This is a genomic window from Caulobacter sp. ALps2 (assembly GCF_058681635.1).
The window spans coordinates 2,657,723-2,683,440 of sequence record NZ_CM178743.1 but is presented as its reverse complement, the minus strand read 5'-3'; the positions used below and the strand labels follow the sequence as shown (position 1 = coordinate 2,683,440).

Annotated in this window: 23 protein-coding genes and 1 pseudogene; 14 read left to right on the top strand and 10 right to left on the bottom strand. The window is 69.1% G+C overall.

Features of this window, described 5'->3' with window-relative positions; all coding sequences use genetic code 11:
- Window positions 1-72 precede the first annotated feature (72 nt).
- Complete coding sequence (locus ACW173_RS12800) at window positions 73-969, top strand: LysR substrate-binding domain-containing protein (RefSeq protein WP_492080394.1); 897 nt, start codon at window positions 73-75, stop codon at window positions 967-969.
- Here ACW173_RS12800 and ACW173_RS12795 read toward each other — a convergent pair.
- The gene (locus tag ACW173_RS12795; RefSeq protein ID WP_492080393.1) at window positions 966-1,616 is read right to left on the bottom strand and encodes an arylesterase; all 651 of its coding nucleotides are present in this window, start codon (window positions 1,614-1,616) and stop codon (window positions 966-968) included. The genes ACW173_RS12800 and ACW173_RS12795 overlap by 4 nt on opposite strands.
- Before the next feature lie 57 nt (window positions 1,617-1,673).
- On the opposite strand from ACW173_RS12795, the gene ACW173_RS12790 reads away from it, so the two are divergent.
- Window positions 1,674-2,351 (top strand): ABC transporter ATP-binding protein, encoded by a 678-nt coding sequence (locus ACW173_RS12790; protein WP_492080392.1) that lies wholly within the window; start codon window positions 1,674-1,676, stop codon window positions 2,349-2,351.
- The gene (locus ACW173_RS12785) at window positions 2,348-4,882 is read left to right on the top strand and encodes an ABC transporter permease (protein WP_492080391.1); all 2,535 of its coding nucleotides are present in this window, start codon (window positions 2,348-2,350) and stop codon (window positions 4,880-4,882) included. Before ACW173_RS12790 ends, ACW173_RS12785 begins: the two co-directional genes overlap by 4 nt.
- A 67-nt stretch (window positions 4,883-4,949) precedes the next feature.
- On the opposite strand, the gene ACW173_RS12780 is transcribed toward ACW173_RS12785, so the two are convergent.
- Window positions 4,950-5,801 (bottom strand): hypothetical protein, encoded by an 852-nt coding sequence (locus ACW173_RS12780; protein ID WP_492080390.1) that lies wholly within the window; start codon window positions 5,799-5,801, stop codon window positions 4,950-4,952.
- A gap of 93 nt (window positions 5,802-5,894) precedes the next feature.
- On the opposite strand from ACW173_RS12780, the gene ACW173_RS12775 reads away from it, so the two are divergent.
- From ACW173_RS12775 to ACW173_RS12760, 4 genes are all read left to right on the top strand, one after another.
- On the top strand, window positions 5,895-7,199 hold the full coding sequence (locus ACW173_RS12775) for an SLC13 family permease (protein ID WP_492080389.1): 1,305 nt from the start codon (window positions 5,895-5,897) through the stop codon (window positions 7,197-7,199).
- Window positions 7,200-7,304: 105 nt separating this feature from the next.
- On the top strand, window positions 7,305-7,664 hold the full coding sequence (locus ACW173_RS12770) for a hypothetical protein (protein WP_492080388.1): 360 nt from the start codon (window positions 7,305-7,307) through the stop codon (window positions 7,662-7,664).
- A gap of 69 nt (window positions 7,665-7,733) precedes the next feature.
- Window positions 7,734-8,912 (top strand): mechanosensitive ion channel family protein, encoded by a 1,179-nt coding sequence (locus ACW173_RS12765; RefSeq protein ID WP_492080387.1) that lies wholly within the window; start codon window positions 7,734-7,736, stop codon window positions 8,910-8,912.
- Between the two features lie 239 nt (window positions 8,913-9,151).
- Window positions 9,152-10,402, top strand: coding sequence for a D-alanyl-D-alanine carboxypeptidase family protein (locus ACW173_RS12760; protein WP_492080386.1), 1,251 nt, complete (start codon window positions 9,152-9,154; stop codon window positions 10,400-10,402).
- Window positions 10,403-10,469: 67 nt separating this feature from the next.
- Here the strand turns inward: ACW173_RS12760 and nhaA are convergent, their stop codons facing one another.
- Entirely contained in the window at window positions 10,470-11,660 is a 1,191-nt protein-coding gene (gene nhaA, locus ACW173_RS12755) for a Na+/H+ antiporter NhaA (RefSeq protein ID WP_492080385.1), read from the bottom strand.
- A gap of 409 nt (window positions 11,661-12,069) precedes the next feature.
- On the opposite strand from nhaA, the gene ACW173_RS12750 reads away from it, so the two are divergent.
- Window positions 12,070-13,515 carry a Do family serine endopeptidase gene (locus tag ACW173_RS12750; protein ID WP_492080384.1) on the top strand — a complete coding sequence of 482 codons (1,446 nt, stop codon included), beginning with the start codon at window positions 12,070-12,072 and terminating at the stop codon, window positions 13,513-13,515.
- 63 nt (window positions 13,516-13,578) lie between these two features.
- Here ACW173_RS12750 and ACW173_RS12745 read toward each other — a convergent pair whose 3' ends face one another.
- The 3 genes from ACW173_RS12745 to ACW173_RS12735 all read right to left on the bottom strand — a co-directional run bounded on the left by ACW173_RS12745 (window position 13,579) and on the right by ACW173_RS12735 (window position 17,618).
- On the bottom strand, window positions 13,579-13,722 hold the full coding sequence (locus ACW173_RS12745; RefSeq protein WP_492080383.1) for a hypothetical protein: 144 nt from the start codon (window positions 13,720-13,722) through the stop codon (window positions 13,579-13,581).
- 265 nt (window positions 13,723-13,987) lie between these two features.
- On the bottom strand, window positions 13,988-16,906 hold the full coding sequence (locus ACW173_RS12740; protein WP_492080382.1) for a TonB-dependent receptor: 2,919 nt from the start codon (window positions 16,904-16,906) through the stop codon (window positions 13,988-13,990).
- A 433-nt stretch (window positions 16,907-17,339) separates the two neighbouring features.
- Window positions 17,340-17,618: a DUF1272 domain-containing protein gene (locus ACW173_RS12735; protein WP_492080381.1), complete on the bottom strand. Its 279-nt coding sequence runs from the start codon at window positions 17,616-17,618 to the stop codon at window positions 17,340-17,342.
- 284 nt (window positions 17,619-17,902) lie between these two features.
- On the opposite strand from ACW173_RS12735, the gene carA reads away from it, so the two are divergent.
- Window positions 17,903-19,069, top strand: a complete 1,167-nt coding sequence (carA, locus tag ACW173_RS12730) for a glutamine-hydrolyzing carbamoyl-phosphate synthase small subunit (RefSeq protein ID WP_492080380.1) — start codon at window positions 17,903-17,905, stop codon at window positions 19,067-19,069.
- A 121-nt stretch (window positions 19,070-19,190) separates the two neighbouring features.
- On the opposite strand, the pseudogene ACW173_RS12725 reads toward carA, so the two are convergent.
- Window positions 19,191-19,592 (bottom strand): annotated as a pseudogene (locus ACW173_RS12725) (DUF559 domain-containing protein); the annotation flags it as partial.
- A 376-nt stretch (window positions 19,593-19,968) separates the two neighbouring features.
- Window positions 19,969-20,208 (bottom strand): flagellar basal body rod C-terminal domain-containing protein, encoded by a 240-nt coding sequence (locus tag ACW173_RS12720; RefSeq protein WP_492080379.1) that lies wholly within the window; start codon window positions 20,206-20,208, stop codon window positions 19,969-19,971.
- A gap of 450 nt (window positions 20,209-20,658) precedes the next feature.
- Between ACW173_RS12720 and ACW173_RS12715 the strand changes: the two genes are divergently transcribed.
- From ACW173_RS12715 to ACW173_RS12705, 3 genes are all read left to right on the top strand, one after another.
- Window positions 20,659-22,386, top strand: coding sequence for a M28 family peptidase (locus ACW173_RS12715; protein WP_492080378.1), 1,728 nt, complete (start codon window positions 20,659-20,661; stop codon window positions 22,384-22,386).
- Window positions 22,387-22,585: 199 nt separating this feature from the next.
- The gene (locus ACW173_RS12710) at window positions 22,586-23,218 is read left to right on the top strand and encodes a DUF998 domain-containing protein (RefSeq protein ID WP_492080377.1); all 633 of its coding nucleotides are present in this window, start codon (window positions 22,586-22,588) and stop codon (window positions 23,216-23,218) included.
- A gap of 27 nt (window positions 23,219-23,245) precedes the next feature.
- Window positions 23,246-23,815, top strand: coding sequence for a hypothetical protein (locus tag ACW173_RS12705; RefSeq protein ID WP_492080376.1), 570 nt, complete (start codon window positions 23,246-23,248; stop codon window positions 23,813-23,815).
- A 15-nt stretch (window positions 23,816-23,830) separates the two neighbouring features.
- Here ACW173_RS12705 and ACW173_RS12700 read toward each other — a convergent pair whose 3' ends face one another.
- Together ACW173_RS12700 and ACW173_RS12695 are read right to left on the bottom strand one after the other, a co-directional pair.
- Window positions 23,831-24,421 (bottom strand): YbhB/YbcL family Raf kinase inhibitor-like protein, encoded by a 591-nt coding sequence (locus ACW173_RS12700; protein ID WP_492080375.1) that lies wholly within the window; start codon window positions 24,419-24,421, stop codon window positions 23,831-23,833.
- Between the two features lie 9 nt (window positions 24,422-24,430).
- Entirely contained in the window at window positions 24,431-25,051 is a 621-nt protein-coding gene (locus tag ACW173_RS12695) for a TIGR02466 family protein (RefSeq protein WP_492080374.1), read from the bottom strand.
- 61 nt (window positions 25,052-25,112) lie between these two features.
- Between ACW173_RS12695 and ACW173_RS12690 the strand changes: the two genes are divergently transcribed.
- Both ACW173_RS12690 and ACW173_RS12685 read left to right on the top strand, forming a co-directional pair.
- Window positions 25,113-25,418 (top strand): hypothetical protein, encoded by a 306-nt coding sequence (locus ACW173_RS12690; protein WP_492080373.1) that lies wholly within the window; start codon window positions 25,113-25,115, stop codon window positions 25,416-25,418.
- A gap of 3 nt (window positions 25,419-25,421) precedes the next feature.
- A complete protein-coding gene (locus tag ACW173_RS12685) occupies window positions 25,422-25,703 on the top strand; it encodes a type II toxin-antitoxin system RelE/ParE family toxin (RefSeq protein WP_492080372.1) in 282 nt (93 codons plus the stop codon).
- The last annotated feature ends 15 nt before the right edge of the window (window positions 25,704-25,718 follow it).

Here is a 25,718-nt window from a genome sequence, read left to right as displayed (position 1 = left end):
CTGAGTTGATAAGGCCGAAGGCGGTCTTGTGGCGCAAATGACTAATCCGAAGCCTGAGGCTTAGAAATTCTGGTGCAACGCGATCTGCCGAACCTGGACTGGCTGCGGGTCTTCGCGGCGACGGCGGCGACCGAGAGCTTCGCCCTGGCCGCGACGCGCCTGGGGGTGACGCCGGGCGCGGTCAGCCAGCGGATCAAGGGGCTCGAGGCCTACCTCGGTGTCGACCTGTTCCAGCGCTATCCGCGGGGCGTGAAATTGACCGAAGCCGGCCGCCGGTACGCCCAACGGGTACGCCCGGCCTTGGAGCAGATCGCGGTCGCCACGCGGGAACTGACCACGCCCGGCAGCGCGCGCTCGGTGCGGGTCACGATCCTTCCGGCGTTGGCGCAGCTGTGGCTTGGGCCGCGCATGGAGGATTTCCACGCCCTGCACACCAATACCTCGGTCGAGATCTGGGCGGACGCCGCCGTGGTCGATCTGCGCACCTCGAACTTCGATCTCGCCATCCGCTACGGCAAGCCGCCGTTTCCGGGTTGCGAGCATCGGGCGCTGCTGTTCGACCAGCTGGTTCCGGTCGCGGCCCCGTCGCTGATCGAGACGTCGACTCTGGACGAGCACGGCCTGCCAGTGGGCGCCCCCCTGATCCTGGATACGTACTGGGAACACGACTTTGGCGATTGGCTAGGCCTTACCGGACGGACCAGGCCCGCCAGCATGATCACCCAGACCTTTTCACTGTATTCGATGGCCGTCGAAGCGACCCTGCAAGGGCGCGGCTTCATGATCGGGCACACCTCGCTGATCGACGGACTTCTGCGACGCGGCGACTTGCGTTTGCTCTCTGAAGAACGGGTCGCTTCCAGAAATCAGTTCTATGTGCTGACCAAGGCCGCCGTCCCGCTTTCGGAAGCGGCGGACACCTTTATGTCGTGGCTCGTGGCGCAAGCCGAACAAAGCGCTGGCGTCTAGGGTCGGCCAGCGCGGGCTCGCAACGCCTTGGCCACGATCGGCGCCAGGGCCTCGCCGATCCTCTTGGCCCCGCCGGCGTTGGGATGGACGCCATCCCGCTGCATCAGGGCTGGCGCGCCGCCGACCCCGGCCAGGATGTTGGCGTAGAGCGGTACGGAGAACTCGCGCGCCAGGCCGGGATAGATCGCGTTGAACTCGCGGGCGTAGGACGCTCCGATGGTGGGCGGCGCGCCGACGCCCACCAGCACCGCCCCGATGCCGCGCGCCTTCAGCTTCTGGAGGACGCCACGCAGGTTGGCCCGGGTCTGGGCCGGCTCGATCCCTTGCAGCAGGTCGTTGCCGCCCAGCGCCACCACGCACACCCGGGTGTCGGCAGCGACGCTGAAACCGACCCGCGCCAGCCCGCCGCCACTGGTGTCGCCCGAGACGCCCGCCGCCCGGACCACGGCCGAGACGCCAAGCTTGCCCAGCGCCGCCTGAAGTTGGGCCGGCATGGCGTCGCGCGCCGGCAGGCCCAGGCCGGCCGTGATCGAATCGCCCAAGACGGTGACGATCTGGGGCTTGGGCGCCGCGGCGATCTGGGTCAGCAGGCCCAGGCCCAGCAAAATTCGGCGACGACTGGGAAAACGCTGTGCGGTCTGGCTCATGCCTTCCTATGTAGTCAGGCTGCCGGCCGAACAAGGACCGGCCTCGCGGGAAACACCATGATCGACGACGCCTCGCCCCTGGTTCTAGACGCCGTCGCCCTGACCCTGCCCTCCTCCGCCGGACCCGTGAACATCCTGCGCGGCGTCGACCTGGTCGTGAACGCCGGCGAGCGGGTGGCCGTGGTCGGGCCGTCGGGCTCGGGCAAGTCGTCACTGATCGCGGTGGGGGCGGGACTGGAAGAGCCGACCGCCGGGAGCGTGCGCCTGTTCGGCCAGGACCTGTCCAGGCTGAACGAGGACGGCCGGGCGCGCCTGCGACGCGGCCGGGCGGCGCTGGTGTTCCAGTCCTTCCACCTGCTGCCCAACATGACCGCCGAGGAGAACGTCGCCACGCCGCTGGAGATCGCGGCGACCCGCGACGCCCTGCCCACCGCCCGCGACTGGCTGGGCCGGGTGGGCCTCTCCGCGCGCCTGACCCACTATCCGCACCAGCTGTCGGGCGGGGAGCAGCAGCGCGTCGCCCTGGCCCGGGCCCTCGCCGCGCGGCCGGCCCTGCTGTTCGCCGACGAGCCGACCGGCAATCTCGATGGCGCGACCGCCGCGTCGGTGGCGGACCTGATGTTCAACCTCGTCGCCGAGGTCGGGGCCGCCCTGGTCATGGTCACTCACGACCCCAGCCTGGCCACGCGCGCCGACCGCATCGTGCGGATGGCCGACGGGCGCATCGCCTCGTGAGCACTCCGCGCGTTTCCTGGCCCCTCGCCTTCCGCCTGGCCGCCCGCGAGCTGCGCTCGGGCGTGCGCGGCTTTCGCATCTTCCTGGCCTGCCTGGCCCTGGGCGTCGCCGCCATCGCCGCCGCCGGCTCGACGGCCGAGGCTTTCCGCCAGGGCCTGGCCAGCCAGGCGCGTGAGATCCTGGGCGGAGACCTGTCGTTCTCGGTCGAGAACCGCGACTTCACCGACAAGGAGCGCGCCGCCTTCGACAAGCTGGGCGTCACCACCTACGCCGCCGTGGCGCGCGCGATGGCTCAAGCCCCCAGCGGCGACCGCCGCCTGGTCAGTCTGCGCGGCGTCGACGCGCGCTTCCCCCTGGCCGGGACGGTGACGCTGGAAGGCGCGCCGAACCTCGCCGCCGCCCTCGCCGATCGCGATGGCCTGCCCGGCGCGGCGGTCGAGCCGGCGCTGCTGGATCGCCTGCACCTGAAGATCGGCGACCGGTTCGAGGCCGGGCCCATGACCCTGGTCGTGCGCGCGCGCCTGATCAGCGAGCCCGACGGCCTGTCGCGCGGCTTCTCGATGGCCCCGCGTGTCCTGGTCCGCCGCGAGGTGCTGGAGCGTTCGGGCCTTCTCGCCCCTGGCGGTTTGTCCGGTCGGGCCGTGCGCGTGGCGCTGGCGCCCAGCCAGGACCCTCGCGCCATCGGCAAGGCCGTGCAGGCGGCGCTGCCGGAGTCCCACCTGCGGGTCCGCGACCGCCTGGACAGCGCCCCCGGCGCGCGGCGGCTGATCGACCAGCTGGAATACTTCCTGGGCTTCATCGGCCTGGCGTCGCTGGTGGCCGGCGGCCTGGGCGTCGCGGGCGCCGTCTCGGCCTATCTGTCGACGCGTGAGCCCGCCATCGCCGTGCTCAAGGCCCTGGGCGCCCAGAGCGGCCTGATCCGCGACCTGCACCTGATCCAGATCGGGGTCCTGGCCCTGCTCGGCGTCACGATCGGCCTGAGCGTGGGGGCCGTCGCGCCCCTGATCCTGGGCCAGCTGGCCGGCTCCAGCCTGCCGATCCCGGCGCTGTTCAAGGTCTATCCGTGGCCCCTGGCCAAGGCCGGGCTGTTCGGGATCCTGGCGGCGGCCGCCTTCTCGCTCGCGCCGCTGGCCCGGGCCCGGGCCACGCCGCCGTCGGCCCTGTTTCGACGCGCGCCCAAGGCCCGCCCGCCCCTGGGCCTGGAGACCATCGGCGCGGTCGTCGCCGGCGCCGGCCTGGCCGCCCTGGCCGTGGCCACCGCCCCGACCCCATTGGCCGCGGCCATCATGATCGCCGGTGTCGCCGTCGCCTTCGGCCTGCTCACCGTCCTGGGCCGCTCGGCCGCTTGGCTGGCGGGCAAGGCGCGCGGTCTGACGCGCGGCCCGGCAAAGCTGGGCCTGGCCAATCTGGCGGGTCCCGGCTCGGCGGCGCGGACCGCCAGCCCGGCCATCGGCCTTGGTGTCGCGCTGCTGGCCTGCGTGGTGCTGATCCAGTCGGCGCTGCTGGCCCAGGTCAGCGACGTGGCCCCGCGCACCGCCCCGGCCATGGTCTTCACCGAGATCCCCGGCGACCGCGCCAGCGCCTTCGACGCCACGGTGGCCGGCGTCATCGGCCCGCCGCGCGAGGACGCCTACCTGCGCATGCCGTTCGCGACGGGCCGGATCATCGCCTTGAAAGGCAAGCCGATCGACACCAAGGCCATCAAGGCGTCGGAGCGCTGGGCGTTCGACAACGACCTGAGCCTGTCGCTGCTGGCCAAGGAACCGAAGGCCGCCGGCGTGGTCTCCGGCCGCTGGTGGCGCGCCGACGACACGGGCCCGCCCAAGGTGGCGCTGAGCGCCGAGATCGCCCAGGCGGCGGACCTGAAGGTCGGCGACACCATCACCGTCCTGGTGCTGGGCCGCGAGATCGAGGCCAGGATCGCCGTGCTGCGCAAGATCGACTTCGGCGGCTTTGGTCCCAACTTCAACCTGATCTTCAACCCCGCCACCCTCGAGGACGCCGAACTGCGCAGCGTCGCCATCGCCCGCCTCGGACGTCCCCAGGAAGCGGCCCTGACCCGCGAGCTTGGCGAGACCTTTCCGGGGGTCAACGTGATCAGCGTCCGCGAGCAGCTGGACGCGGCGGCGGCGCTGTTCGACCGCCTGGCCCTGGCCGTGCGTGGCGCGGCGGCCGTCGCCGGCCTGGCGGGCCTGCTGGTGCTGGCCGGCGCCATCGCCGCGGGGGCCAGGGCCAGGGCGCGCGAGGCCGCGACGCTCAAGGTGCTGGGCGCCACCCGGTCCCAGATCCTGGTCGCCTATGTCATCGAGTATGGCGCCGTGGGCCTGATCGCCGGCGCGGCCGGCGTCGCGTTCGGCTTCGCCGCCGCCTGGCCGGTGGTGGTCAAGGTGTTCGAGGCCAGCTGGAGCGTCGACTGGAGCGGCGTGCTGGCGCTGCTGGCGGGCGCGACCGGACTGGCGACGCTGGGCGGACTGATCGCCGCCGGCCTCGCCTTGTCACAACGGCCAGCGCCGGTGTTGCGAGGCGACTAGGCGTCGGCGACGATCACGTCCAGCTCCAGCCCCGTCACCCAGAGGCCGGGGTCCGCCTCGGAGGCGCTCATTTTGGCCAATCGGCCAGCACCGTTCCCTGGGCGTCCTCGAAGGCGACGCGATCGATATCGACGGCGAAGAGACAGGTTGGCCGATGCTCGGCCGACTCACTCCAGCAATGGATCGCCGCGCCGTCGCCGAAGCCGGAGATCCTGCCCTCGAGAACCAGGACGAACGTGCGCCCCTGGGCGACGGCGTCGGCCTGCAGCTTCATGACATGCTCGTAGGCGCGCAGGCCACGCCGCTCGACACGCGAGGCTTCGGCGACATGGAACATGGCCAGGCCCAGGCTCGGCGCTTCGACCGGCGTGGGCGTCGCGGGCGGGGCGACCTGGCGACGCGCGGGGCAGGCGTCGCCCGTCAGCCACGGTCGCGGGATCCAGAAACCCTCGACGGACTCGGCGCCGGCCGGCGCGGGAACGGCCCGCACCAGCGGAAGGTCCGTCCAGATGGCCGGCCGGGCCGCCAGGCGCAGGGCCGACGCCGCCGGATCGAACTGATAATAGGCCTGGGCCGGTCCGGGATCGGCGACGGGACCGCCGCAGCCGAACGCCAGCCGCAGCGCGAAGCGCCGGCCGACCAGATCCTTGCCGCCATCGGCCGCGCCGGCGGCGAAGGCGTCGGCGGCCTTGCCCGCCGCCCGGACGAGATCGGCCCGCGAGACCACCGTGGGGGCGGGCGTCGCGGCGGCCGGCGGCGCGGGCGGAGCCGCGACCACCGGCGGCGGGGTCGCCGGCGGCGGCGCCTCTTGCGGCCGCGTCAGCAGCAGGACGAGCACCACCAGAGCCGCCAAGCCGATGACGACGGGCGCGATCAGGGCGAACTTGCGGTCCGGGGACCTCTGTCTATTGTCGCTCATGGCTTCAGCCTAGCAGAAGACAAGGTCCAGATTGCAACCGCCTTCGCCCCGGTCCGCGCGCCGCACCGTCCCTCGCGGCCGCGCGCACCGGTCATGACGCCCGCCCAGATCATCGCCCTGGCCGTTCTCGTGGCGGTCGTCGCCGCCCTGATTCACGGCAGGCTGCGCTCGGACGTGGTGGCCCTGGCGGGCGCCGCGTTGCTGCTGGGCACGCGCACGGTGCGGCCGGTCGAGGTTCAGGGGGCCTTCGCCAGCCCGGCGATCCTGGCCTTGGCGTCACTGTTCGTGATCGCCTACGCGATGGAGCTTTCGGGCCTGCTGGGCCTGCTGATCCGCGGCGCGACGAGGCTTTGCGCGCGGCTGGGATCGGCGGGCCTGTGGCTCGTCATCGTACTCTGCGGCCTCGCCTCCGCCTTTCTGAACAACACGCCGATCGTCGTGCTCGGCGCTCCGGTCGTGCGGGACGTCGCCGGATCCCTGGGCCTGTCGCCCAAGCGTTTCCTGATCCCGCTTTCCTACGCCACGATCCTGGGCGGGGCCTGCACCCTGATCGGCACCTCGACCAACCTCCTGGTCAACGACATGGCCCGTAACGCCGGTCAGCCGGCCTTCAGCCTGTTCGAGGCCACCCCGGTGGCGCTGATCATCGCCGCGGTTGGCGGGCTCTATCTGGTCCTGGTCGGCCCGCGCCTGTTGGCCGGAGCGCCACCGGCGGACACCGAGACCGCCCCCTCCCCGCCCGACCCGGCCAGAAGCCCGCCGGCCGGCGAGGACCCCGCGCTTTATCCGGTGGATGCGCCTTTCGATCCGCTGCGCGCGGGCGCGGCCTTGGCCGTGTTCGTGATGGTCGTCGGCGTCGCGGCCCTTGGCCTACTGCCGATCGCCGCGGCCGCCTTCGCCGGGGCGGTGCTGCTGGTGGTCACCGGGGTCATCAGCGTCGAGAACGCCTATAAGGGTCTTCGGCCCGACATCCTGCTGCTGATCGCCGGCATGGTCGTGGTTGGCCTGTCGATGGAGGTGACCGGCCTGGCGGCCCTGGCCACCAACGCCCTGGTCGGCATGCTGCGGCAGCTGGGTCCGCTGTACGCCCTGGCCTTGATCTACGGCGCGACCTTGCTGCTGACCGAGTTGCTGTCGAACGCGGCCGTGGCGGTGCTGCTCACGCCCATGGCCGTCGCCCTGGCCGAAAGCCTGGGCGTCAGCCCGCGTCCCTTCCTGGTGGCGGTGATGATGGCCGCCAGCGCCGCCTTCGCCACGCCGTTCGGCTACCAGACCAACGTGCTCGTCTACCAGATGGGCGGCTATCGTTATCTCGACTTCGTGCGGATCGGCGCGCCACTGAACCTGATCACCTGGGCGACGGGACTGGCGGTCATCCCGCTGTTCTTCCCCTTCTAGCGCCCCGGCTTCACGATTTCGTCAGGCCGAAGTGTCCGAGCGCGACAACAGATCGTGATACGATATTTCCGGGCCGGCGCTTCGGCCCGGAAAAGCGGGGCTCCCATGACGGATCACGACAAGGAAACCATCCTGCTGGTCTGCGACGACGAAGCCAACGCCGCCGCGATCATGACCACCCTCTACGACGCCGACATCCGCGTCGTCGGTCCGATCCAGACGGCGCGCATGGCCCTGGCCATGGCCGCCCAGACCGGCCCCACCTTGGCTCTGCTGGCCGGCCAGCCCACGGGCGAGCGCAAGGGGCCGGAGCTGGCCAGGGCTCTGATGTCCACCTGGGGCGTGCGCACGATGCTGCTCGATCCGGCGGACCATGACGCCCACCAGGCGTTCGACTGGCGCGCGCCCGACCATCAGGTCGCTCGGGTTCGCGGCGCTCTGGCTCAAGGCCAGATTCCGGCCTGAGGCGGGCCTCGCGCCCCTTCCGATCTCGCCGCCCAGCGGCGTCCCGCACAGCAAAAGGAGCTCGCGCCGATGACGGCAAGCGAACGCATTCTGGCGGGCCTGAAGGCCCTGATCGCCCATTTCGCGGGTATGAGTCCCCTGGCCTGGACGATCAACCTGGCGCTGACTTTCGGCGTCACGTTCCTGGCCGTGGCCGCGGGTCGCACGGCCAGACGCCTGGCGCGGCTGGGCGCGCATCATCTCCCCGGCCCGCCCGACGCCGAGAAGACCGTGCGCAGCAACCGGCTCGCGCGCCTGGCGGGCCGGATCGTCCAGGCGCTCGCGGCGGTCGCCGCCGTGCTCGTCATCGCCGAGATCTGGAGCTTCAACCTCCTGGGCTGGACCGCCACCCCGCTGGGCGCACGGATCCTCGGCGGCGCGATGCGACTTGGCCTGCTCCTGATCGGCGGGGTCGTGGCCTTCGAGCTGACGGGCGTGGCGATCGGCCGGGCCATGGACGGCTTCGCCGACCACGCGGCCGAACCGCGCCGGCGCGCGCAACTGGCCACGCTGAGCCCGCTGCTGCGCGGTCTGGCCCAGAGCGCCATCGTCATCGTCGGCGCGCTGATGGCCTTGAGCGAGCTGGGGGTGAAGATCGGACCGCTGCTGGCCGGCGCCGGCGTGATCGGCGTCGCGCTGGGTTTTGGCGCCCAGACCCTGGTCAAGGACTTCCTGACCGGCATTTTCCTGATCGTCGAGGACATCGTCTCGGTCGGCGACATTGTCCGCATCGCCGACAGCGGCGGTCTCGTCGAGCAGATGACGCTGCGCACCATCCGCCTGCGCGACTTCGACGGCACGGTGCACGTCTTTCCCTACAGCGAAGCCCAGGTGCTGCATAACCTGACCAAGAGCTTCTCCTATTACGTCTTCGACCTGCAGGTCTCCTACGGCTCGGACCTGGACGCGGCCCTGGCGATCATGCGCCGCGTGGGCGCCCGCCTGAAGGCCGATCCCGATTTCGCCGACAAGATCCTCGAGCCGATCGAAGTGGTCGGCGTCGACAATCTGGCCGACAGCGGCGTGGTGCTGAAGGCCAGGATCAAGACCCTGCCGCTGCAGCAATGGAACGTCGGGCGCGAGTACAACCGGCGGATCAAGCTGGCCTTCGACGAGGCCGGGATCGAAATCCCCTTCCCTCACCTCAAGATCGTCATGCCCGAACGGCAGGTGGCGGAACTGGCCGGACCGCACGGCGCGCCCAACTAGCGCCGGCTTGGCTTGAACGGGACGGGCGGCCCGGCCAGGCTCGACCTCCACGAGTCTCGGGAGGGGGCCGCCTTGCACGATCTCCCGGCGTTCGACGCCGCCGGACCTGGGCCCTCAATTACATCGCATAGCGATCTTTTTTGCTCGATGTTAAGACCCGCTTTACCGCATCGGCCGTGAGATCGGTCCCTTCCACTCGCCACTCGCAGGGACCGTCCCCAGACGGATCGCCCACGTTCATGCCGCCTATTTCCACGCCCCCAACCCAGCGCCTGACCAAGCGCTCGCGCGCGTTCGCGGTCCTGGCGATCTGGCTTGGCTTCTGCCTGGTTCAGGCCGCGCCGGCCATGGCCGCCAGCGTCCGGCAAGAACGGTTCGCCGCGATCGTCATCGACGCCGAGACCGGCGAGACGCTTTATGCCCGCCATGCGGACGCGCGGCGCTACCCCGCGTCACTGACCAAGGTCATGACCCTGTATCTGGCGTTCGACGCCCTGGACGCGGGCCGCCTCAAGCCCAGCGATCCGGTGACCATCTCGCGGCGGGCGGCCGCGCGTCCGCCCTCGCGAATGGGCCTGCCGGTGGGCGCGCGCCTGACCGTGCGCGAAGCCATGGACCTGCTGGTGGTCAAGTCGGCGAACGACATCGCCACGGCCTTGGCCGAACGGCTCGGCGGCAGTGAAGAGGCCTTCGCGCGCGCCATGAACGCCAAGGCCAAGGCGCTGGGTCTGTCGCACACGCGCTTCCGGAACGCCTCGGGCTTGCCGGACGCCAGTCACGTCAGCACGGCGCGGGATCTGGCGCTGCTCGGCCGGGCCTTCCTTCGAGACCATCCGGACGACTACGCCATTTTCGACCAGGAGCGGACGCTGTTTCGGGGACGGGTGATCCGTGGGCACAACGCCCTGCTGGCCCGACCAGGCATCGATGGGTTCAAGACCGGCTTCGTCAACGCCTCGGGTTACAATCTGCTGACCTCGGGCGTGCGCGATGGCCGCAGGATCATCGCCGTGGTGCTGGGGGGCCGCTCGGCGCGCTCACGCGACGCGTACATGGACCGTCTGGTCCAGGCCAGCTTCTCGACCCTGACGGTGCGTTCGGCGGGATTCGAAGTCGCGGTCGCCGATCTGCTCGGCGAGCCCAACCGCGCCGGTGTCACGACGCAACCGGCTCCCGCCGCGACCGCGCCCTCGATCCTGGCCGCCGCGGCCCCCGCCGATCCGGTCGCGCGGGGCGACGCCTCGCTCGATCGGCGACAGGGTCGTTGGTGGGTCCAGGTCGGGGCCTACCGCTCCAAGGAAAGCAGCCAGGCGCGATTGACCCGGATCGCCGAGCGGCATCGCAATCGTTTTGGACATCGGATGCGGGACGTCGCCAGGATCGGAACGCTGTTCGCCGCGCGATTTTCGGCGCGCACGGAACAAGGCGCCGCCGCCGCTTGCGCCCTGCTGACCGCCGAGGGCGAGGATTGCCTTGTCCTGACGGAATAGCGCGCCGGCGGATCATTCCGCGTGCGCCGCCCCACGCTCGCCGAGGATCGTGGCGCTTTATATCGCTTCACGATCTTTTTGGGTCACCATTTGGCGCCGCCCGGCTGACCCGGGACTTGGCCACGCGCAGGATCGCCATGCCCGCGAGCGCGGAGGCCAGGGATCCGGCCAGCACGCCGATCTTGGTCTCGTCGACCAGATGCGGATCCCTGAACGCCAGGGCGCCGATGAACAGGCTCATGGTGAAGCCGATGCCGCACAGCAGCGCCACGCCGTAGAGCTGGCCGAAGCTGGCCTCGCGCGGCAGGCGCGCCCAGCCCAGCTTGATGAGGCCGAAGGCGACTCCGAACACGCCCAACTGCTTGCCGAAGAACAGGCCCAGGGCCACGCCCAGCGGCACGGGGTCAAGCATGGCCGCGAGGCCTATGCCCGCGAATGACAGCCCGGCGTTGGCGAAGCCGAAGATCGGCGTGACGACGAAGGCGACCGGCTCGTGCAGGGCGTGCTCCAGCCGGTGCAGCGGCGAATGGTCGCCCGGGCGCAGCGGGATGGTCAGGGCCAGGGCGACGCCGGCCAGGGTGGCGTGGATCCCCGACTTCAGCACCAGGAACCACAACACCGCGCCCAGCAGCAGATAGGGCCACAGGGTCAGGACCTTCAGCCGGTTCAGGGCGATCAGGACCAGCAGCACGGCGCCCGCCCCGGCCAGATAAAGCAGGTGCAGCTGGGCGGTGTAGAACAGGGCGATGATCACGATGGCCGCCAGGTCGTCCATGATGGCGATGGCGGTCAGGAAGATTTTCAGCGAGGTCGGCACGCGCGGCCCCAGCAGGGCCAGCACTCCCAGCGCGAAGGCGATGTCGGTGGCCGACGGGATGGCCCAGCCGGCGACGCCGCCGGGGTGTCCCGCGTTGAAGGCCAGATAGATCACCGCCGGCAGCGCCACGCCGCCCAGGGCCGCGGCGCCGGGCAGGATGACGTCGGCGGGACGCGACAGCTGTCCGTCCAGGACCTCGCGCTTGATCTCCAGCCCGACCAGCAGGAAAAACAGGGCCATCAGCCCGTCATTGATCCAGTGGTGGACGCTCATCGGGCCGAGGTCGGCGTGCAGGGCGTGGAAATAGGTTTCGGCCAGCGGCGAGTTGGCCACGACGAGGGCCAGGGCCGCGGCCGCCATCAGCACATAACCGCCAGCCGCCTCGTGCGTGATGAAGTCGCGAAAGCCGCGAAGCGACCGGACCGCCAATGTCTTGATCATGGATGAGCCTTGAGCAGCCTGGCGGAGCGCACGCGAAGACCCGAGGTCTCCGTTGCGTCCGCGGAAGCGGTTGACGAACGCGGCGTCCGGTTATCGACGGACGCCTGACTGGGTTCGCCGAAGAGCGCCAGCCCGGTCGCGAGCGCGACCCGATCTCTAAGGGGGACAATAGCGGCCCAGATCGGCCTATCAAGCCTGGCCACGTCGGCGAACCGAAGATCGCGCCACGGCACGGATTAATATATCGCTTCACGATATTTTTATGGCGATAGGGGTCGTCGCGCCTTGATCGCGCCAGACCGCGATTTAACTAATCGCCCGTCGAATTCGTCGACGGTCGAGCCTCGGAGCGCCCTGCTCCGCGCCGCCTTGGCCTCTGGACCCAGCTTTTCGAACCTCTCGATTGAAAATGGCGAACCCAAAGTTTTCCAAGTCCCTGCTCGCCCCGGTGTTGGCGGCCCTGCTTTTGTCCCCCGCGCTCGCCGCGACGCGCCCGGCCCCGCCCTCGGCGTCTCAGGCCGTCCCGCCCGACGCACCGGCCTCCGGCAGCTTCGCCGACACCATCGCGCGCGTCGCCCCAGCCGTGGTGTCGATCGACGTGACGCGACCGGCGCCGCCCCGCGCCGATTTCTCTCGGATCTTCCCCGGCTTGCCCTTTCCGTTCCGCTTTGGGTCCCCCGACGACGAAACCCCGTCCAAGCGACCGGACGCGCGGATTTCCGGTTCCGGCTTCTTCATCTCCGACACCGGTTACATCGTCACCAACAACCACGTCGTGGAGAACGCCTCGAAGGTCCGGGTTCGGTTGAACGACGGCCGGGATCTCATCGCCGAGATCGTCGGCCGTGACGCCCTGACCGACCTGGCCGTGCTGAAGGTGGACGGCGCGGGCTTCGCCCACGTCAATTTCGAAACCAAGGCCCGGCCGCGGGTGGGCGACTGGGTCATCGCCATGGGCAATCCGTTCGGCCTGGGCGGCACGGCGACCTCGGGCATCGTCTCGGCCTATGGCCGCGACATCGGCGAAGCCTATGTCGACTACCTGCAGATCGACGCGCCGATCAATCACGGCAATTCCGGCGGCCCGACGTTCGACATCTGGGGGCGGGTGATCGGCGTGAACGCGGCGATCTATTCGCCTTCGGGCGGCTCGGTGGGCATCGGCTTCGCCATCCCCGCCGACGTGGCCGACCGCATCACCAAGCAGCTGATCGCGACCGGCTCGGTCACGCGCGGCTTTATCGGGGCGACGATCCAGAACCTGACGCCCGACATCGCCGACAGCCTGGGGATTCCCGGCCGCAAGGGCGCCCTGGCCGCGGAAGTCACGCCCGCCGGGCCGGCCGACAAGGCGGGCGTCAGGCCCGGCGACGCCCTCCTGGCCTTGAATGGTCAGGCCCTGACCTCCAGCGCCGATCTCACGCGCCGCGTGGGCCAGGCGCGCCCCGGCGAGCGCCTCCGCCTCGATGTCTTGCGCAACGGGCGCCGGCTGCAACTGGATCTGGTGGCCGGCGAACGACCGAGCCAGGATTCGCCAGCTCAAGCCGTCGATGGCGGCGGCGATGTGCTGGGCCTGAGCGTGGCCCCACTCGACGAGGCCTCACGTCGCCGAACCGGTCTTCCCGCGTCCGAGAGCGGCGTCCTGGTCGAGCGGGTCGCGCCACGGAGCGACGCGGCGAGCAAGGGTCTCCGCGCGGGCGACATCGTCACCCAGGCGTCAAATCAGCCGGTGACCAGCGGTGACGACCTGAGGCGAGCGGTCCAGACGGCGCGCGAGCTGGGGCGCAACGCCGTGCTCCTGCGCGTATGGCGCGCTGGCCGCCCCCTGTATGTGCCCGTGGCTGTCTCGCCCTGACGATCCGGGCCGGACCCTGGCCCGCGAACGCTGGCTGGCCGCCGCCGAGGCGGCCCCTCGACCTCAGAAGGTCAGGGCCACGAAGACCACGATGCTGACCGGGACGGCCGCCGACAGGGCCAGGTTCAACACGGTCTCGCCGACGCCGAGGGCGAACTTGGCGGACATCGCGGCGAACTTCGCGGCGGTCGGGTCGAGGTGGGTCATGGCGGCTCCTTGCGGATAGGACCATGCGCCGCCGCTGGTTAACGCCCAGATTCCGCCACGGTCACGGAACCGCGACAGATTGTCCTTGTCGGCCCTTGGCGCACCCGAAAAAAGGACGGCGCGCCTTCGGTGGAAGGCACGCCGCGAAGGCCGCGCACGGGGGGAGGTAGACTAGGATCCCGCGCGCGAATTGGGAGAAAAGAACCCCGCCGACCAGGGAACGCGGCCGGCGGGGAGAGGGAACAGAGGTTGAGGTGGTGAAGCCCTAGAACTTGCCCCGGATGCCCACCAGGATCTGGCGGCCCGGCTGGTACTGGGTGAACATGGCGTTGTCCCAGTAGAAGTTGCTGCGCTGCTCTTCCTTGGTGATGTTGATGACATCCAGGGTGATGCGCGGCTGGGTCGGCAGGTTCTTGAACTGGTAGCTGGCCGAGAAGTCGAACTGACCGCGGGCCTCGGTGTTCAGGGTCGCGAACGGGATGCCGTTCTGGTTATTGCCCGACGAAACCTGGGCGTCGTTCCAGACATACGACAGACGGACCGTCGCGCCGTGGTCCTCGTAGTAGCCGGTGATGTTGTAGGTCCACGGCGAGATGCCGACGGCCTGGGCCGGGGCGCCTTGGCCGCGCGGGTTCTGCTCGACGTGGGTGGCGTTGGCGGTGAAGCCCGCCCCCTTCAGCACGAAGTCCAGCGGCTGCACCCAGGTGACTTCCTGGCCCAGGATGGTCAGCACGCCGTCGGCGTTGACCTGCTGGCTGACCGTGACCGTCGCGGCGTTGGGGCCGCCGCGGTTGGTGATCGCCTGCTGCTGCAGGTTCGTCAGCTGGTCATAGGGCACGCCCAGCTGCAGGAAGGGGATGGTGCTGTTGCCGTTGATGGTGAAGCCGGTCAGCTCCTTGCGGAACAAGGCGACGCCCACATAGCCGGCGCCGCCGGTGTACCACTCGCCGCCCAGGTCGAAGTTGTTCGAGAAGTAGGGCTGCAGGTTCGGATTGCCCTGGGTGGCCTGCTGGGCCGAGGGATCCGAGAACACCGTGCCCGGCAGCATGGCCGACGGGTTGGGACGGGTCATCGAGCGCGAGGCGCTGGCCCGCAGCACGATGCTGTCGCTCAGGTCGAAGGCGGCGTTGAACGAGGGCAGCATGCCGTCGTACTTGGTCGTGCGCTGCAGGAACGACAGCACGCCGTTGACGGTCTGCGGGCCTTCGATCGTCTGCTCGGTGTCGTAGTAGCGGACGCCCGCGTTGAAGCGCAGGTCGCGGTCCAGGATCTGGGCGACGCCGTTCATCTCGATATAGGCGCCGGTGGTCTTCTCGCGGATGTAGCCCGAGGCCGCGCCCGTGGCGGCCGAGGACGAGAACGGCGCCGCCGCGTTGAACGCGTCGTACTGGGTGGCCCCGAAGAACTTGTCCTTGTCCAGCGTCACGAAGCCGATCGGCCCGGCCTTGATGTAGCTGGCCAGGGTGGCCGAGGTGACGGCCGAGCCGGCGCGGCCGTCGCAGGCGGGAACCGGGGCGGGCGCGGGGCTCTGCGGGGTGACGCCGCCGCCGCCGCAGGTGAAGGTCTGCCAGCGGGCGGAGTTGTCGATGGCCGTGATGCGGCGACCGACGTCGTCATAGGCCGCGCCGACCTTGAAGTTGATGTTCTTGTCTTCGCCGAACGTGACGTCGAAGTGGGCGCCCTTGGTGAAGGTGACGCGCTTTTCGTTCTGCACGTTCACGCGGCCGCCGGCCCAGGTCCAACCCAGGTTCGGGTCGTTCAGGCTCTTGGACGCGACGATCGAGGGCTTCTCGCCATCGTTCTTGTAGGTGACGTTCAGGCCGGTGTTCAGCGGGCTGTTGAACAGGACCGTGGGCGCTTCGCGGAAGAAGACCGAGCGGCTCCAGTTCACCTGGCCGTCGACCTTGATCCAGTCGTTGGCCTTCCAGCTGAAGCCCGGGTTCACGTTCAGGACCTCGACGTCTTCCTTGTACGGGCGGTACTCGAGGAAGAACTGCGAGTTGAGGAAGGTGCCTTCGGTGACGACATTGTTGCTGTCGACCTTCACGCCCACAGGGACCATGAAGTTCGAGTTCCGCACCGACCAGTTCATGTCGATGCGCTCGAACTCGCGATGGGCCTCCGAGAACATCGTGTCGAGGTAGATATCGAGGCTGTCGTTCGGGCGGTACTGCAGCGAGGCGATGTAGCTGTTGCGGTTGCGCTCGCCCGAGCTCCAGGAGTCGCGGCCCAGGCGCGGCAGTTGCGCGTCGGACAGCTGGGCCAGGGTCGTGCCCGGGTTCAGCGCCGCCAGCAGGGCGTTGTCGACCGTCTGGCCCGGCGTCAGGCCGTTGCCGCTCACGCCGGCCGGAACCGTCGAGGCCCAGTTGAAGCCGTTGCCGCCCGTCACGTTGCAGCCCGTGCAGGTCATGTTGGCGTTGGTCCAGCCGATCGTCTCGAAGCCGGTGGTGGTGGACTTGTTACGGGCCCAGGCGCCGCCGACCAGGATGCCGAACTCGCCGGCGGCGGTCTCGAACGTCTTGCTGCCCAGCAGCGAGCCGCGCGGCGAGAAGCCGTCGTCTTCCGAGTTCTTGCCGCCCTGGATCGAATAGACCAGCTGCTGGCCGACCTTGTAGTCGAACGGACGGGCGCTGCGCATGTTGACGACGCCGGCGACGCCGCCCTCGACCTGACCGGCGGTCGGGGTCTTGGAGACGTCCAGGCGGGTGAACAGCTCGGTCGGATAGAGGTCGAGGTCGACTTCGCGGTTCTGGTTCTGGCCATCGGTGCGACCCGACGAGGCGACGGCGGCCTGCGCGCCGTTCAGCAGGATCTTGGTGAAGTTGGTGCCCAGGCCCCGAATGGCGACGTTCAGGCCGTCGCCGTTGATCTCGCGGGTCAGCTGCACGCCGGGGATCCGGTTCAGCGACTCGGCGATGTTGAGGTCGGGGAACTTGCCGATGTCTTCGGCGAAAACGGTGTCGCTGAAGCCGATGGCCTCACGCTTGGCGTTGGTCGAGTCGGCCAGCGACTTGCGGAAACCGGTGACGACCACTTCCTCGACGGTGTCGGAGGCGGCGGCCGGGGCGGTTTGGGCATGGGCGGCTCCCCCCAACAGAACGGGCGCCATGGTGATGGTGGTCAGACACGTCGCGCCGATCAAGGCAAGGCGACGGACGGAAGCGTGGTGTCGGATGGACGGCATGTTTCTCCCCTAAGAGACGGTGCTCTGCGCACTTGTTCGTTGCCGCCGTGGGGTCCGCCGGCCTTCCCGTGCCGGCGCTCACGCCCCACACGGCGGTGGTAGCGGTCACAATGGACAGCGTTACGAGGTAAGTCCTCCCAGGTCAAGGTGGTCAGACCTTATCGGCGGTCAACCGTCGGACCTTTGACACGCACCCGCGGCGCCGGCGCCACGCCGGGCGGGGCGGTGCGAGGATGTCTTGGGATGAAATCGGATTTTTCCGCGAATGTTCGCGCGAACATTGAAGATCACTCGGACGAGGCCCGAGAGCGCTGCCGGCTAGACCACCGGGATGAGAGCGCGTGGCCGGGCGCCGAGGCCGGCCCTTCACAGAAATTACTTAGATGAGAACGTCAGACCAATGGCGACGTTGGCATGGCGCTAAGCCAAAACCCTAAGCCCAGCCCGCCGGCCGCTCATCCTCTCGCCGAGGCACGCTGTACCGGTGACCCCGGTTCACCCGCCGCAGCGAGGCCGGGTACCGGTGCAGCTGGCTCTCCGGCCGGATCGGCCGCGCCACCAGGCCGCCGCCGCAATCCGGGCACGCTCCGTCGAACCGCATGTCGGCGCAGTCGGCGCAGAAGGTGTGTTCAAAGGTGCAGATTCGGGCCGCGTGGCTGTCGGGCGGCAGGTTGGCGTCACAGCACTCGCAATTGGGGCGCAGTTCGAGCATGGGTCCGTCCTCCCGTGTTCGCCTGGTCGTGGCTGAGTTCTGTTCGCCTGGAAGCCTTCTACCATAAGGGCTTTTCAGCCCCTCGCGCGAGGGTGCGCGTTCGCATATCACGGGAATGTTGGGCCAAGCGAAATCCGCGTGATCAGCGGGGGTTGACCCCTCCCCCTATACCCCCTAGACACCCCGCCGTTTGCGCGGCGGGCAGGGGTTACTCCTGGCCCGCCTTTTTGCGAAAATGACCGGCCCATCTCCGGGTCCAGCCGCGTTCAGGAGCGCTCCACAGAATGTCCCAAGACCTTCTCCCCGGCGTCACCGGCGTTCTGGCCCTGGCCGACGGCACGATCCTGCAAGGCGTGGGCTGCGGCGCGATCGGCGACGCGGTCGGCGAGGTGTGCTTCAACACCGCCATGACGGGCTATCAGGAGATCCTGACCGACCCCTCCTACATGGCCCAGATCGTCGCCTTCACCTTCCCGCACATCGGCAATGTCGGCACGAACGTCGAGGACGTCGAGCAGATTACCGGCGTGGCCGAGACGGCCGCCCGCGGCGCGTTGTTCCGCGAGGTCCCGACCGAGCAGGCCAACTGGCGCGCCAACAGCGACTTCGACGCCTGGATGAAGACCCGCGGCGTCATTGGCCTGGCCGGGATCGACACCCGCGCCCTGACCCGCAAGATCCGCGAGACCGGCATGCCGCACGGCGTCATCGCCCACTCGCCCGATGGCGAGTTCGACCTGCCCGCCCTGGTCGCCAAGGCCAAGGCCTGGGCCGGCCTGGAAGGCCTGGACCTGGCCAAGGACGCCTCGACCACCCAGACCTTCACCTGGGACGAGGGCCTGTGGTCGTGGCCGGAAGGCTACGCCAAGCTGGACAAGCCCAAGTACGAAGTGGTCGTCATCGACTACGGCGTGAAGCGCAACATCCTGCGGGCTCTGGCCCATGTCGGCGCCCGCGCCACGGTGGTGCCGGCCGACACCAAGGCCGAGGATATCCTGGCCCGCGATCCGGACGGCGTGCTGCTCAGCAACGGCCCCGGCGACCCGGCCGCGACCGGCGAATACGCCGTGCCCGAGATCCAGAAGCTGGTGCAGAGCGGCAAGCCGGTGTTCGGCATCTGCCTGGGCCACCAGATGCTGGCCCTGGCGCTGGGCGCCAAGACCGTGAAGATGGAACAGGGCCACCACGGCGCCAACCACCCGGTGAAAGACCTGACCACCGGCAAGGTCGAGATCGTGTCGATGAACCACGGCTTCACCGTGGACAGCGAGAGCCTCCCCGCCCCGGTCCAGGAGACCCACGTCTCGCTGTTCGACGGCACCAATGCCGGCATCCAGTTGGCCGACAAGCCGGTGTTCAGCGTCCAGCACCACCCGGAAGCCTCGCCCGGCCCGACGGACAGCCTGTACCTGTTCGAGCGCTTCGCCGGCCTGATGGATAAGGCGAAGTAAGCATCCCTCTCCCCTTGCGGGAGAGGGTGGCCCGCGCAGCGGGTCGGGTGAGGGGTCGAAGACAGCATCCGCCGCGATTGGCTTCACCGCCGGTCGCGGCGGTTTTCGTTTGTGCGACCCCTCATCCGTCGGCTGCGCCGACACCTTCTCCCGCGAGGGGAGAAGGGGGAACGGCAACGGCGTCGAGGATCGTGCCGAGGACGTAGTCAGGGGCGTTCAGCTGTTCGTTCTTGAAACGTAGGACGCGGAAGCCTTGCGAGACCAGACAGGTATCACGTTGGGTGTCCCGGCGTTCATCGTGATGCGGCCCGTCCAACTCCACGATCAGTCGATGCCGCAGGCATGCGAAGTCAGCGACGTATCGACCGACCGGCAGCTGGCGACGGAACTTCAGCCCTTCCAGTCGACGGTCGCGCAGCAGTCGCCAGAGCACTTGCTCCATCGCGGGCGCTTCCCGCCGTAACCGCCTAGCAAAGGCGACCTGTCTCGAGGGCTCCACCATAACAAGAACAATACATGAACATCCATAACCCGCAACCCCTCTCCCCTTGCGGGAGAGGGTGGCCGCCGAAGGCGGTCGGGTGAGGGGTCGAAGACAGCATCCGCCGCGACGGCGGCTGACGAGGGCAGAAAGCCGACAAGCCTATCAACCCCTCATCCGGCCGCTTCGCGGCCACCTTCTCCCGCAAGGGGAGAAGGAAAACTAGGTGGGGGCCGCCTCCCGCAAGACTAGGGGGCAAAGCGGGAGGCGGCTGCCGAACGCCCTCTGCAAGGGGGGCGCGCTTTGGGCGTCCGGCCGCTAGAGCCCATCCGCTGCGGCGCAAAGCCGCCTCGGCTGACCGGGCTCTAACTTCGGGGGAGCGTGGCGGACCACGTTCAAAGAGGACTTGAGGAGCGGCTCAGACCTTGAGGTTGAGCAGGGCTCCGGTCATTTCGTCGGCCGTGCGGATCACCGCCGCGTTGGCCTTGAAGTCGGTGGCGGCGCCGATCTGCTGGACCCGCTCGTTGACGTAGTCGACGTCTCCGAGGGTCTGGGCGCGCTCGGCCGAGGCGTCCGCCGACGCCACGCGCTGGGCGGAAGCGTGGAGACGGTCGGCGGCGGCCATCATGCCGGAGGCTGCGATCGAGATTGCCTGCATGGGAAAATCCCCCAGAAGGACGTTGCGGCGGGAATTGCCGTTTTCTTGACGTTGGTTATCGCGCCGGTTGGGTTAAGCGGACGCAACCAAAAATGGTAAAATTCACACCTTGGTCATAATTTTTTACGCGAATTAACCACGTTTTCCGGGGCCTCCCCGGACCGGTGAACAGGGTGAATCTGCCGCTAACCGAACCGCTCGGGGCCGTTGCTGGCCTTGGCTTCGCCCGCCGCGCGAGCGCCGTTGCGAGAACACTGTTCTCGGCGGGAAATCCTTCCCAACATTACAAAACGTTCAGGCGCGGCCGTCTCGACAAGCTGTCACGGCGCCGACATGGTTCGCCCCCTATGCGGGCCGGGGGCGGCTCGCCAACTCTAACGTTGGTCGGGTGACGGCCGCCGAAACCGCCCACACTTTCGGCTGTCACCCTCCTGAGAAGGCTCTCCATACATGTCGTTTACGCGCCGCGCCGCGCTCGCCAGCGCCGCCCTGCTCATGGTCGCTCAACCGGTCCTCGCCGCCACGCCCGCCAAGCCGGCGCCCGCCGCCGCCCAAAAGCAAGTTGGCAAGAAGGCCGCTGCCCCGGCTTCTGACTTCGTCCCCTCGCCCGAGGCCATCAAGGCCCACATGACCTTCCTGGCCGACGACGCCATGGAAGGCCGCGAGGCCGGCACGCGCGGCTACGACATCGCCGCCAACTATGTCGCCGCCCAATACGCCCTGCTGGGCGTCAAGCCGGCCGGCGACAAGACGACCACCGGGGTCAGCTACCTGCAGCACGTGCCGCTGCTGGCCCACCGCCCGGCCACCGACGGCGCGATCAGCATCATCGGCGCCGATGGGACGAGCGTCGCCCTGAAGTACGGCGAGGACTATCTGCCGGGCTCGCAGGCCCAGGCCGCCGACATCAATGTCGAGGCCCCGCTGGTGTTCGCGGGCTTTGGCGTGGTCGATCCCTCGCGCGGTCGCGACGACTACGCGGGCCTGGACGTGAAGGGCAAGATCGTCGTCATCCTGACCGGCGCCCCGACCTCGATCCAGACCGAGGAACGCGCCCACTTCAGCAACCCCAACACCAAGCGCGTCGAGGCCGCCAAGCGCGGCGCGATCGGCGTGCTGATCATCCCGACCACCAGCAGCGAGAAGCGCCGTCCGTTCGCGCGCGGCCTGGCGGGCATGAAGGAGTGGCGGGTGATCTGGCGCAACGCCCAGGACGTCGGCGCCATCCGCGCGCCGTCGGCCCCGTCGCTGGCCTCGATCAGCCTGGCCGGCGCCGAGAAGCTGTTCGCCGGCTCGGCGACGCCGCTGGCGACCGTCCTGGAACAGGCCGAGACCCCGGCCGGCGCGATCAAGGGCTTCGCCCTGCCCGGCAAGGCCAAGGTCTCGCTGAAGACCGAGATCGAGAAGCGCGAGAGCAGCAACGTCGTCGGCGTCATCGAGGGCTCCGACCCGACGCTGAAGGCCCAGACCATCATCCTGTCGGCGCACCTGGACCACATCGGCGTCAAGGACAACGCCAAGCCCGGCGAGGACCGCATCAATAACGGCGCCCTGGACAACGCCTCGGGCATCGCCACGCTGCTGGAGGTCGCGCGCGGCTTCAAGAACACCAAGATGCGCCCCAAGCGCTCGATCATCCTGCTGGCCGTCACCGGCGAGGAGAAGGGCCTGGTCGGCTCGGACTACTTCGCCAACAACCCGACCGTGCCGAAGGCCAACATCGCCGCCGATGTGAACCTGGACATGCCGGTGCTGCTGTATCCGTTCACCGACGTGATCGCGTTCGGCGCCGACCGCTCGACCGTCGGCGAGGCCGTCAAGCACGCCGCCGGCCGCGTGGGCGTGGCGCTGTCGGGCGACCCGATGCCGGACGAAGGCCTGTTCACCCGCTCGGACCACTACCGCTTCGTCGAGCAGGGCGTGCCGTCGGTGTTCCTGATGACCGGCTTCCAGAATGGCGGCGAGAAGGCCTTCACCGCCTTCCTGAAGACCAACTACCACCACCCGGGCGACGACCTGAACCAGCCGATCGACTACCAGGCGGCCGCCAAGTTCGCGCTGGTCAACTACGAGATCGCCCGCGAGCTGGCCAACCAGCCGGCGCGCCCGGTCTGGAAGAAGGGCGACTTCTTCGGCGGCACGTTCGCGCCGGCGGGGCATCCGTCGACGGCGAAGTAATTCCCGCTCCCCCAAAGCGTCATCCCGCGCTTTATGCGCGGGACCCATGGTTCAGCGTCCACGTGAGAGCAGTCCTTGCTCCTCACTCACGGCGGACAAATGGGTCCCGCGAACAAGTCGCGGGATGACGGCGTTGGTGCATTGACCCCTCCCCCGCGAGGAGCGATTTTCAGGTCTCGATCCAACCAAGGCTTATGCGTTGACCGTCCGCACCGGCGCCTTCCTGAAGATCGGCGTGATCGCGCCGGCCATCATGGTGGCCGACGTGTGGCTGGCCCAGCGGCTGTTCCCCGGCTTCGACGCCGGCGCCCAGTTCATCAGCGAGCTGGGCGGCCCCAAGGCCCCCCTGCCCGAGGTCTTCAACATCGGCATGGTCATCGCGGGCATCGCGGGCCTGCTGGCCGGGGCCGGCTTCGCCCACGCGCTGGAAGAGGCCGGCGGCCGGCGGCGGGTCTCGGCCTTCGCCGGACTGTTCGTGGCCCTGACCGGCCTGGGCGCGGTGTTCGCCGGCATCTTCCACTGGCCAGACCCGATGCACCGCGCCTGCGGCGTGGGCCTGGCCATCCAGTTCGCGCCGCTGTTCACCGCCTGGGCCCTGTGGGGCCGACCAGGCTATCGCCGGCTGGCCCAGTTCTCGCTGGGATGGTTCCTGGGCCTGCTGCTGGTCTTCGCCCTGCTGACCGGGGTGTGGAACGTGCGCACCGGCTATGACGTCGGCTACTGGCAGCGGGGCCACGCCTTCCTGGGGCTGCTGTGGCTGGCCATCGCCGCCTGGACCCTGGAGAAGGGCTGGAAGGCGAGCGTGGTGGCGGGCGAACCGGCGACCGTCTAACGTCGTTCTCAACGACAAAGGAACGCCATGACTTACCGCCTCGCGACCGTGATCGCCGCCGCCTTCGTCCTGACCGCCTGTTCTCAACAGAAGACCGAAGACCAGCCCGCCGCGCCGCCCGCGCCGGACGAGGTGCGCACCCCGGCCATATCCGCGACCCAGCCCGCGCCGACGGCGGCCGCGCCCAATGACGGCCCCACCGTCAGCCCCACGGTGGGCGGCGACGGCTCGCCGATCACGCTGTCGGGCCTGACCCGCCCCGACTTCGAGGCCAACGACCTGAAGGGCGAGCTGAGCTGCGGCTTCAACAGCGGCGCCGATCAACTGCTCTATGCCGTGGGCTTCGTCGCCTCCAAGGACGCCGCCCAGGGCCTGGTCAAGGTCGGGACCTATGTCGAGCGCATCGTCACGCCCGGCGGCTACGACGCCATGGTCAACGGCGCGACCTTCAGCGGCCAGGGCAAGACCATCAAGATCGCCATCACCGGCAAGGCGACGGGCGGCGGGGAATCCCCCGCCTACCCCGCCACCCTGAGCTACAACCGCGCCGACGGCGCCAAGCGGGTCATCGAGGGGACCTGGACCTGCGGTCCGTAGCCCCTACCGCGTCGCCTACTGGGTTTCTGGCGCCTCGTAGGTCGCCACCAGCAGGCCGTCGGCCAGCGTGTCGCCCTTCAGGGCGCTGACCAGGGTCTCCAGCGGCACGTTGGGGCCGAAGGTCAGGCGCTCGGCCAGGGCGAAGATCTGGAAGTGATAGCGGTGCAGGCCGTGCCCCGGCGGCGGGCGCGGCCCGAACCACCCGACCTTGCCCGCGCCGTTGACGCCCTGGACGGCGCCGCCGATCGCGCCCAGGCTGACGTCGTTCGGCAGGCCCTCGGGCAGGCTGGTCGCCTCGCCCGGGATGTTCCAGATCAGCCAGTGCACGAACGGATGCTCGCGCGGCGCATCCGGATCCTCGACCACGATGGCGTAGGCGGCCACGGTCTCCACCGGCGTCCAGACCAGCGGCGGCGAGCGGTTCTCGTGATAGGCCGAGTGGCGGTCGTCCAGCCGCCCGTCGGGGTCCAGCGACGGCGTGGTCAGGACGATATCGCCCTGGCCGAAGGGCTGGACCTTCTGGATGATCAGGGCGTCGCCGGAATGTTCGGGGTCTGGGCCATGGCGGATCTCCTTCGACGGGAGAACCCATGGCCCACCGGCCAAGTTTCGAGATCAGCGCCAGGCGTAGTTGAAGCTGATGCTGATGCGCTGCTCGTCGGCCTGGTTGGGCGTCACCTCGTGGCGCAACCAGCTTTCCCATAGCAGCACCGTCCCGGGCGCCGGCTGGACGTACACGAACGGCCTCAGGCCCTCCGGCGCGTCCTCGTCGCGGGTGGGCGCGGCCATCATCATCGGCAGGCGCGGATCCTCGAACTTCAGGGCCGAGGCGCCCGGCGGGATGGTCACATAGACCGTGCCGGAGATGACGCTGTGGGGGTGGATGTGGCCGCTGTGCTGGCCGCCCGGCTCCAGGATGTTGATCCAGAAGCTGTCCATCACCAGCTTGCCCGCGCCCAGGTCGAAATGCAGGGCCTTGGCGAAGGCGGCCGCGTGCTTGTCGAGCTTCTTCTTCAGGTCCGAAAACAGGCTGTCGCGCCGCGGCAGGTCGTTCAGCGAGGCGTAGGAGGTGTAGCCCAGATAACCCTTGTTATAGGCCCAGGCCTGGCCGGCCTCGTCGTCCTCGGCGATGGCGATACAGGCGTCGTGCAGCTCGTCGACGAAGGTCTCGAAGTCCTTCTCGCCGGCGAGGCTGGCTTCATAGAGCGGCGTGACGAAGAGCGGGCGCGTGGTCATGGGAGGCGTCATAGCGCCCCTCGCGATTGACGACAAACGGCGGATGGAACATCATGAGAACATGGCCGATGATGGATTGACCGTTAAAATCGACGAGGCGCTCGCCGAGCGTTTCCGCGCCCGCGCGAAGGCGGCGGGGCAGACCGTTGAGGCGTATTTGATCGAGATGCTTCGACGCGTCGTCGAGGAGCCCGGCTTCGAAGAAAAAGAGGCCCCATGGAATGAGACGCCGGTTCACGCCCCGCCCGAACGCGACGCCGCGTATTGGCGGGAACTCGAGGCGATCTGCGATGAGGCCGATCGAACCGGCGGCGTCCCCTGGGAACAGGTCGAGGCTCGGCTGCTGAACTTCGGACAAAAGCGCTGATCGGTGCGACGGATCGTCATCGCCGGCCCCGTCTGGACTGATCTCGAACGTCTACAAGCCTGGCTGGCCGATCGCGACGCACCTTACGCGGAAGCCCTCGGCGTCACGCTTCGAACCGCTATCAATGGTTTGCGCGACTTTCCCGAGCGCGGTCGGTCGTCGAAGGTTAGCGCGATGCGCGAATTCGTTGTTCCCTTCCGGACCTGGACCTACGTCATCAGCTACCGCGTTCGTCCAGACCGCGTGACCATCGCGCGCATTCACCACGCCCTGGAAGATCGCTGAACGTCCGGGACTCGC

What these genes read in the sequence shown, in the direction of transcription:
- ACW173_RS12735 (WP_492080381.1), bottom strand. Translation starts at nt 17,618, where the DNA reads ATGCTCGAACTGCGCCCCAATTGCGAGTGCTGTGACGCCAACCTGCCG.
- ACW173_RS12740 (WP_492080382.1), bottom strand. Translation starts at nt 16,906, where the DNA reads ATGCCGTCCATCCGACACCACGCTTCCGTCCGTCGCCTTGCCTTGATC.
- ACW173_RS12720 (WP_492080379.1), bottom strand. Translation starts at nt 20,208, where the DNA reads ATGCAGGCAATCTCGATCGCAGCCTCCGGCATGATGGCCGCCGCCGAC.
- ACW173_RS12760 (WP_492080386.1), top strand. Translation starts at nt 9,152, where the DNA reads ATGCCGCCTATTTCCACGCCCCCAACCCAGCGCCTGACCAAGCGCTCG.
- carA (WP_492080380.1), top strand. Translation starts at nt 17,903, where the DNA reads ATGTCCCAAGACCTTCTCCCCGGCGTCACCGGCGTTCTGGCCCTGGCC.
- nhaA (WP_492080385.1), bottom strand. Translation starts at nt 11,660, where the DNA reads ATGATCAAGACATTGGCGGTCCGGTCGCTTCGCGGCTTTCGCGACTTC.
- ACW173_RS12765 (WP_492080387.1), top strand. Translation starts at nt 7,734, where the DNA reads ATGACGGCAAGCGAACGCATTCTGGCGGGCCTGAAGGCCCTGATCGCC.
- ACW173_RS12750 (WP_492080384.1), top strand. Translation starts at nt 12,070, where the DNA reads ATGGCGAACCCAAAGTTTTCCAAGTCCCTGCTCGCCCCGGTGTTGGCG.
- ACW173_RS12715 (WP_492080378.1), top strand. Translation starts at nt 20,659, where the DNA reads ATGTCGTTTACGCGCCGCGCCGCGCTCGCCAGCGCCGCCCTGCTCATG.
- ACW173_RS12790 (WP_492080392.1), top strand. Translation starts at nt 1,674, where the DNA reads ATGATCGACGACGCCTCGCCCCTGGTTCTAGACGCCGTCGCCCTGACC.
- ACW173_RS12770 (WP_492080388.1), top strand. Translation starts at nt 7,305, where the DNA reads ATGACGGATCACGACAAGGAAACCATCCTGCTGGTCTGCGACGACGAA.
- ACW173_RS12775 (WP_492080389.1), top strand. Translation starts at nt 5,895, where the DNA reads ATGACGCCCGCCCAGATCATCGCCCTGGCCGTTCTCGTGGCGGTCGTC.
- ACW173_RS12795 (WP_492080393.1), bottom strand. Translation starts at nt 1,616, where the DNA reads ATGAGCCAGACCGCACAGCGTTTTCCCAGTCGTCGCCGAATTTTGCTG.
- ACW173_RS12695 (WP_492080374.1), bottom strand. Translation starts at nt 25,051, where the DNA reads ATGACCACGCGCCCGCTCTTCGTCACGCCGCTCTATGAAGCCAGCCTC.
- ACW173_RS12780 (WP_492080390.1), bottom strand. Translation starts at nt 5,801, where the DNA reads ATGAGCGACAATAGACAGAGGTCCCCGGACCGCAAGTTCGCCCTGATC.
- ACW173_RS12745 (WP_492080383.1), bottom strand. Translation starts at nt 13,722, where the DNA reads ATGACCCACCTCGACCCGACCGCCGCGAAGTTCGCCGCGATGTCCGCC.
- ACW173_RS12705 (WP_492080376.1), top strand. Translation starts at nt 23,246, where the DNA reads ATGACTTACCGCCTCGCGACCGTGATCGCCGCCGCCTTCGTCCTGACC.
- ACW173_RS12690 (WP_492080373.1), top strand. Translation starts at nt 25,113, where the DNA reads ATGGCCGATGATGGATTGACCGTTAAAATCGACGAGGCGCTCGCCGAG.